Source organism: Paenibacillus sp. N119s (genome assembly GCF_059447605.1).
The window spans coordinates 1-7,158 of the sequence record NZ_JCAJRU010000242.1 but is presented as its reverse complement, the minus strand read 5'-3'; the positions used below and the strand labels follow the sequence as shown (position 1 = coordinate 7,158).

7 protein-coding genes are annotated in these 7,158 nt (G+C 42.7%); all 7 read left to right on the top strand.

Annotated elements, in window-relative coordinates; translation table 11 throughout:
• Positions 1-78 precede the first annotated feature (78 nt).
• Positions 79-726, top strand: a complete 648-nt coding sequence (locus AC5V8P_RS21370) for a hypothetical protein (RefSeq protein WP_064796816.1) — start codon at positions 79-81, stop codon at positions 724-726.
• Positions 708-1,232, top strand: coding sequence for a hypothetical protein (locus tag AC5V8P_RS21365; protein WP_064796815.1), 525 nt, complete (start codon positions 708-710; stop codon positions 1,230-1,232). Before AC5V8P_RS21370 ends, AC5V8P_RS21365 begins: the two co-directional genes overlap by 19 nt.
• A gap of 14 nt (positions 1,233-1,246) precedes the next feature.
• Positions 1,247-1,639, top strand: coding sequence for a DUF4280 domain-containing protein (locus tag AC5V8P_RS21360; RefSeq protein ID WP_064796814.1), 393 nt, complete (start codon positions 1,247-1,249; stop codon positions 1,637-1,639).
• Between the two features lie 21 nt (positions 1,640-1,660).
• Positions 1,661-4,444 (top strand): hypothetical protein, encoded by a 2,784-nt coding sequence (locus AC5V8P_RS21355; RefSeq protein WP_231116837.1) that lies wholly within the window; start codon positions 1,661-1,663, stop codon positions 4,442-4,444.
• Positions 4,445-4,472: 28 nt separating this feature from the next.
• Positions 4,473-4,919 carry an SUKH-3 domain-containing protein gene (locus AC5V8P_RS21350; RefSeq protein WP_064796813.1) on the top strand — a complete coding sequence of 149 codons (447 nt, stop codon included), beginning with the start codon at positions 4,473-4,475 and terminating at the stop codon, positions 4,917-4,919.
• Positions 4,920-4,977: 58 nt separating this feature from the next.
• Complete coding sequence (locus AC5V8P_RS21345) at positions 4,978-5,415, top strand: SUKH-3 domain-containing protein (protein ID WP_231116836.1); 438 nt, start codon at positions 4,978-4,980, stop codon at positions 5,413-5,415.
• A gap of 819 nt (positions 5,416-6,234) precedes the next feature.
• Positions 6,235-7,158: DUF2167 domain-containing protein (locus tag AC5V8P_RS21340; protein ID WP_495473838.1), on the top strand; the 924-nt coding region annotated here is incomplete at its 3' end.

Here is a 7,158-nt window from a genome sequence, read left to right as displayed (position 1 = left end):
CGTAAGTTTCATTCAATCTGGAGCCAAACTCGACATCATGGACGATGTGAGATTAACCGGGGGTAAGGTGAACATTGAATGAAGCTCATGGATCGGGATGCTGCATTGCAAGATTTACTGGAAAAGCACGTATTCACGGAATGGATACAGGATTTGGCCCTTATTGAAAACAACTTTCTGTCACGCCAGCAAGCCATTGAAGATGAGCTTATAGCAGCTTTAGAGTCGTTATGCCAGCTTGCTACCGTACAGCATGAACAAGGTCGAAAAGGGAAGATTCGATATATTTATATCTCTTTGCTCAGAACCCGTGTTATGAAAAACAGAGCGATTTACCGTATTGATGCCTATGATGAGAATTGGTTTCTGGATGAGGCTGAATGCGCTGTCGAATGGTCGGCAGACTTTATTTTCCAGCCTTTGTTCAACCGCATAGCTAAACTGGAACAACTTAAATCAAATTATGCTCGTAAGATCACTACGATGGACATTGAACAAATTCAACAAATTGAGGCGGTCAAATACCATCTGCTTACTGTTGAGTTTTTAAAAAGTCAGATGCCAGTCTTTGTTGTTTCCCCTTCGTTAGCAAGGATGCCGAAAGCTGAGGTATGCACGATATTTGCTGGAGAGTTTCGCGATGATAGCAAAATATTATGCCGGTTTACGAGTGATGGGGGAGCCGAGAAGCGAGAGGGGGGACCTTCATGGATTATTTCCTCTTAAAGCAGGACGTGCGGTATACCAATGTTCCTGCGCTACTCAAGGTGAGAGAAACGATTGATCCTTGGAAACTGTATGATTTACGGCCCGAGGATATTGTCAAACCATTGATGTTCCATGTGAAGGCGGATGCAGAAAGTATTTTTATTGATTATTTAGAAGGGCCTATTCCTCTCTTTTCAGATGCTTTAAAACGCCTTATCCAAGCCTATATGCCGGAGCTGCCCTTGAAATTAACCATACTTACACAGATCGAACAGAAGATACAGAAGAATTACTATATTCCTTTTATAGCGCAGCTGAAAGCTGTACATCCAGAAAGCGAATGGAATGTGAATCAAAATGTGATTAGAAATCTGGTATTACACGCAGATGCTATTCGAGGGCACAAGATATTTAGAGTTCAGGAGAGTGCTGCCCCGTTGATCGTCGTCCGTCTAGACGTGGCGGAAAGCATATTGCGGCGTGATTTTACCGGAATCTCATTGGAACAAGTCCGGGTGAAATAGGGAGGGAAAAGAACATGTCAGGTAATGAGTATTATGTGGTACGGGGAGCCTGTATGCGTTGTACATGTGGGACTCATCCTCGGAAGATCAATTTGCCGAACAGCCACGGGGCATATGTTAATGGTAAACCCATGATGAATGAAGGCGACTATTCTCCAGAAAATGTCCCTCATTTTGGAATTTGCAGTAGTCCGGAACAGCCAAGTACCGAGACTATATACCTGATCGCAGAAGATGGTTCCACGATCTCAGGAAAGCCATGTCTGCCGATGCTGACGGATATATGGAAAAATACAAAAGAACAGACCAAGGTGGAAGGGCTACCAGCCTTGACGACCTCCTCTTTTCAGACTTGTTTATATCATGGATTTATCGAATTTCATACGAATGGCCAGCAGGAGGAGTAGCTGGAAGGGAGGTTTGAAAACATGATAGGATATGATCAGATTCGAATAGATTCTCCTTACCCTATTCAGGTTTTAAAGGATGTTCGAATTGAATGGAAGCCCGGTGAACATGGGCGAATTACACTCACAGGCATATGCGAAGAGTCTAGCCATGTCACAGCTGCGCTGGACGCGACCTCAGAGGACCAGCTACATGTGTATGCGCAGGATGGACAAGAGGAAATCAGCTTGTTTAAGGGTATCGTCCATAAGGTGGAAGTTGAGAACTGTAATGGAGTATATACACTTACATTGGAAGGAATCAGCGCTTCGTTTGAATTGGATATTGTCAAAAGAAAGCGGTCTTTCCCTGAAGAAAAACAAACATATAAACAATTAATAAATAAGCTTGCTCAAGGCTATGAGCAAAGTGATGTCCTATACCAGACCGGAGAGCAGTCGGTAGACGAAGCCATTTTACAATATGATGAAACCGATTGGGAGCTTATGAAACGGATGGCAAGCCGCTTACATACAGTGGTGGTCAGCGACATATGGGAGTCCGCATCGCCGAAGCTGTATTTCGGAATGCCTGCTGGCACACAGCGAACGATTCGGCAGGATACGCCTTATACGGCGAGTAAAGATTTAAGGGGCTATCAGCGGGCAGGCGGGACGTCAGCCGGGCTACACGATACCGACTTTTTCAAATACCAGATTGAAAGCGGTGAGCGGTATGCTCTTGGAGATAAAGTGCAATTTCGTCAGAAAACGATGATTGTAACTGAATTGTGGAGCCGAATGGAAAAGGGGCATTTGCTATTCAGTTATGTGTTGGCTCGCGCGGAGGGTATACGCAGTGATTTCATCCCTAATCCCAAAGTGATCGGGATTTCACTGGAAGGAGAGGTTCTCGCGGTTCGGGGAGAGGAAGTAAAGCTGCGGCTGGCGATTGATAAGGACGATGGGGTATCCGAGCCGCATTGGTACCCGTTTGCTCCCCCAACAGGTAGCGCGATGTATAGCATGCCGAAGGTGGGGACACAGGCGAGCCTGTATTTTCCGGATGCATCTGGTTCCAGAGCAATGATTTTGGGTGCGGTTCGTACAAATGGTGACAGTTGTGCTAAGACGAGTAATCCCAATGATCGATATTTTGGTACAGAGCATGGTAGTGAGCTGAAATTGGCACCGGATCGCATCCATATCATGGGTGATCCGGGTGGGGCATTGCAGATGAGTCTGGATGATGCTGTTGGCATTGAAATTACTAGTCCCAAAAAGCTGACGTTAGAAGCAGAGCAGGAAATTATTCTAAATACGCCTAAGAAAATCATTATTAATGGAACGACCCAGGTCATGGCGTACCAGACGGGAGGAAGCACGGGGGTTTCGGTAGAGAACGAATACCACGTGTTAGGAGGAAACGTCTGGGCTGATGGCAGCGACCGAACCACGTATCCTCCATTTGATGATGAACCAAAAGAAGGAGAGCCCCCTCCACCGCCGCCACCCCCTGAACCGTTTAACTGGGGAAAGCTGGGGATGAATATATTGGGCGGTTTGGCGGTCGTGGCAGCTGTGGCTGTAGTAGCGGCTGTTACAGTAGCTACGCTTGGAGCGGGTACGGTAGTCATTGCGGCTGTAGCCGGAGGAGCGATGCTGGCGGGAGGTTTGGGTGTAGCCAGTTTGGCGGCATCGGATATTGCCCGAGGGGAAGTGAGTGACTTTAGTGACTATGCCCTGACCGGCTTAAGAGAAGCGGGGATCGGGGCAGTGTCTGGAGCGATTTTTGGTCCACTCGGTGTAGGAGGAACACTGCTAAGAAAAGCAGCGATCGGCGGTGTGACAAATGCAGCAGAAAATTTGGCGAGTCAGGTGCTAAGTGGTGAAAAGATTAACTGGGGTTCAGTAGCGAAAGATGCGGGCTTGGGTTTTGTCACCGTAGGCGTACTGGACTCCAAAGTAGGCAAGGCGATCGGCGGATTCGCGGAAAAGGTAGGCAGTAAGGTTACACCGCAATGGATTAGCAAGGGTGTAGATGCAGTCGGGGCAGGCTTTGGCAAAGCTGTAAACAAGCTGGAGCAGGCTGGTAGTAAACTGGGTCAGAAATTTAATGAGCAACTGAGTAAAATGGCAGACGGCCTTAGCCACGGGAAGTTAGCTACGGCCAACGGAGCGCCAGTTCCGCACGTTAATAAGATAGACAGCGGACCACTTCCGCAGACGGATGTCCAGAAGAATTACAATAAGGTCATGAAGGAAATGGAAGAAAAAGCGGCGAAAAAGGTTGAGGGCGCTGGTGATGCTGCTAGCAGGCAAAAGCTAATAGAGGATTCTAAAGATTTTGCTAGAGAGCAGTTAGACAAGCATATTCAGTTCATTAAGGACGGTGGAATAAAAAAACCTCTTGATGAAAATGGATTTGGTGGCGGAAAATATAAACCGGACGTAATAAGTGCCGCAGTAGACATAACAACGGTAGGTAGTAAAAAAACTAAAATAACATTTGGCTATAACGGGGCTAGAGAAGGACAATTCAATCCAAGTGTAACGGAACTGCATCCTGACTTAGCTGACATAGCAAAAGAAACAAGGAAGAAAGCTAAAAACGACCCTAATAATCCGTACAAAGACGACGAAAGTTTCGAGCTATGGCATGTTGAGAATTGTGCTGAAATTCAGGCGGTCAATCAGCTTTTATGGTCAGGTTCAAAAATAGAAGATATACTGATAAGTACTGTTAACGGTAAAGGAAAATATAAACCACCATGTAAAAACTGTCAGAAGACATTTTTCGATTTCATTAATGATTTTCATGAATAATATTTTTGAATAAATAGGAGGTTGCTTCATGCGAAACATATCAGATGAAACGAGAGAAATACTGCTACAAGCAGGATGGAATCCAAATAATAAGCTTGATTTAACCGAGACAGTTAGTTTTTTGGAGGCAATGGGATATGAAGTATTCAATCCAGTTATTGAAGCATTAAGTCTATTTGGTGGAATTGAATATAAATTTAAGCATCCGGATGGAAGTTTAGAGACGTTTCATTTTATCCCTGAAGAAGCTGTTGGGGATTACTATGAAAAAGAAGACTTTGAGGAATTTGAGGCGCGAGTGAAAGAGCCGCTTGTTATAGTTGGAGAGGCATACCGTGGGAATTTAATAATGTTTATCTCGAAATCAGGGAAGGTATTTGGGAAAAATGGGTATTCATTATTTAAGTTCGGAGATAACATTTTGGAGGCACTAGACACTCTTTGTTTATTTAGGAAACCGGAAGAAATAGAATAATAAAGTTCAGTCATTTATCAAAGACTTTGGCAACATGAGAAAGGTTATGCGGTGCTCAATGAGCCACTTAACCTTGTATAAAGGATATAATCCAATTAGTTACGAATTGAGTTGTACGCACAGAATGATTTTTTCCACAAGAACTATTAATATTTTAAAGGATGCTGGTTGGTATCCCGTAAGAAAAATAGAGATCGGCTCAACAATAAACTTCTTAGAAAAAAGAGAATTTGAAGTATTTTATCCTGCTAAAAAGGCATTTGAACATTTCGGAGGGCTAAAGTATTCAGTGCCTAGTGATGAATCAGATGACTTTCAGATAGACCCTGAATTTTTAAGGGAAGGAATCGAAAGGAAACACTATAGCAGGTACGAAAAGATAATTGGAGAAGAGCTAGTTCTAATCGGATTGGCATATGACGGTAATGCAACTATGTTTATGTCTAAGATGGGAAAAGTATACGGTATCATAGACGACTATTATATTTGGAAATAATGTATATGAAGCTATGAATAATTTATGTGAGAGTAAAGAGCTAAAGGTAATTTGTAAGGAATGAATTATAGTGTTTTTACAAGTCAAATAGGTAATAAATGAATTCAGTTTTAATAGATAAATTTCAAATGCTTATTCTAATGTAAGTCAATCTTTATTTTTCAGTTTAGTGAGTTTATAAATTTTATTTTTATTCAAACCAGATTAGTCTTAAAATTCAGTCAGTAAGCCCCTAATGCGGCAATAGGACAATCTTGCGTCTAAGAACCCCTTAGGGGCTGTCTATTTATAATTCCCTATTTCTAATAATTATCCCCTTTGAAAGCCTATACATTCTTTTAAATAAAAAAGATGACATATGTTTAAAAACAGGAAGAAAGTCACTAAGACTATAGTCGCTTGTTTGGTGAAGTATACATACCTTAATCTGCTGAAATTCGACATTTTTTATGCTAGATGAATGTGTTCGAGATTAAGCTTGAAATCAACGGGGTTGTCGTATCAAGGAATAATCCCTTTTAGGAGCCTATAAAAAAGGACACTGTAACGGATAAGTAGTGCCATTGCGCAATTATGCTTGTCCATTATGAATCTTTTCATATCGCCCATCCACGCCTTGTAAAATCAGTTCGATTAGATTAGAAGATTTGCATACATATGTATAAAAATGAGTATTAAGTCTCAGAAACTCCCTTTGCTACTGTGAATTGACAAAATGTAATACAGTGGATAATATGGTTGGGGACACGGGAGATATTGGAATTTAAAAAGGGGTAATGAGTTTTGAACAAGAGACTAGATAACAGATGCAACAACAAAATGAGATGGGGCCAAACGATTTTAGGAGCGCTGTTAGCGCTTAGTCTGGTGTTACTCAGTGGGGGTCATGCGTGGGCTTCGTCCAGTGAACAGTTAAAATGGATTGAGGGTGGCCGAAAGGTAGACCTGGGAAAAATGGCTACGGTCGATCTGGACTCATCTCTTCTTTTCTTGGATGCGGCTAACACAGCAAAAGTAAGTGAGATGAATCACGAGAAACCATCTGGCAAGGAGATTGGAAGTATATTTCCGAAGGATGAAAATCAAAATTGGGAAGTTATTTTTGAATACTATGAACTTGGACACATCAAGGATGATGAAAAAGAAGACATCGACGCAGATGCCATTCTAGATAGTTATAAAAAAGGTACAGAAGAGAGTAACAAGGAAAAAGCCGAAAGTGATCGCCTGTATGTTAAGGGCTGGGATGTGGAGCCTTTTTATAATGAAGCGACCCATAATCTGACCTGGTCTATGTTGGCCGAAGATGGGAACAAGGAAAAGCTGATCAATTATAACGTTCGTGTGCTCACTCGTCAGGGTTATATCTCTGCCATATTAGTATCCGATCCTGCGCATTTGGATGCGGATAAGAAGTTTTTGAATGATAGCATACTACCCAAGCTGACCGTCAAATCAGGGGAGCGATACGAGGATTTTAATGCTTCAACCGACAAAATTTCTGAGTATGGTCTGACTGGACTGATCTTGGGAGGAGCCGGCTTGGCAGTAGCTAAAAAGGTAGGCTTGTTGGCATTAATCATTGCTTTTTTTAAGGGCGCAGGAATTAAGGTGCTCGTACTCATTGGTGCGGCTTGTGCAGGTGTGTTTGGTGTGATAGGTAAGTTTTTTGCTAAATTATTCCGTAAGAAAAAAACTGAGTCCATGCACAATGAACCGAATGCTCAGGATCAGTCAGAACCT

What these genes read in the sequence shown, in the direction of transcription:
- AC5V8P_RS21355 (WP_231116837.1), top strand. Translation starts at nt 1,661, where the DNA reads ATGATAGGATATGATCAGATTCGAATAGATTCTCCTTACCCTATTCAG.
- AC5V8P_RS21365 (WP_064796815.1), top strand. Translation starts at nt 708, where the DNA reads ATGGATTATTTCCTCTTAAAGCAGGACGTGCGGTATACCAATGTTCCT.
- AC5V8P_RS21360 (WP_064796814.1), top strand. Translation starts at nt 1,247, where the DNA reads ATGTCAGGTAATGAGTATTATGTGGTACGGGGAGCCTGTATGCGTTGT.
- AC5V8P_RS21350 (WP_064796813.1), top strand. Translation starts at nt 4,473, where the DNA reads ATGCGAAACATATCAGATGAAACGAGAGAAATACTGCTACAAGCAGGA.
- AC5V8P_RS21370 (WP_064796816.1), top strand. Translation starts at nt 79, where the DNA reads ATGAAGCTCATGGATCGGGATGCTGCATTGCAAGATTTACTGGAAAAG.
- AC5V8P_RS21345 (WP_231116836.1), top strand. Translation starts at nt 4,978, where the DNA reads ATGAGCCACTTAACCTTGTATAAAGGATATAATCCAATTAGTTACGAA.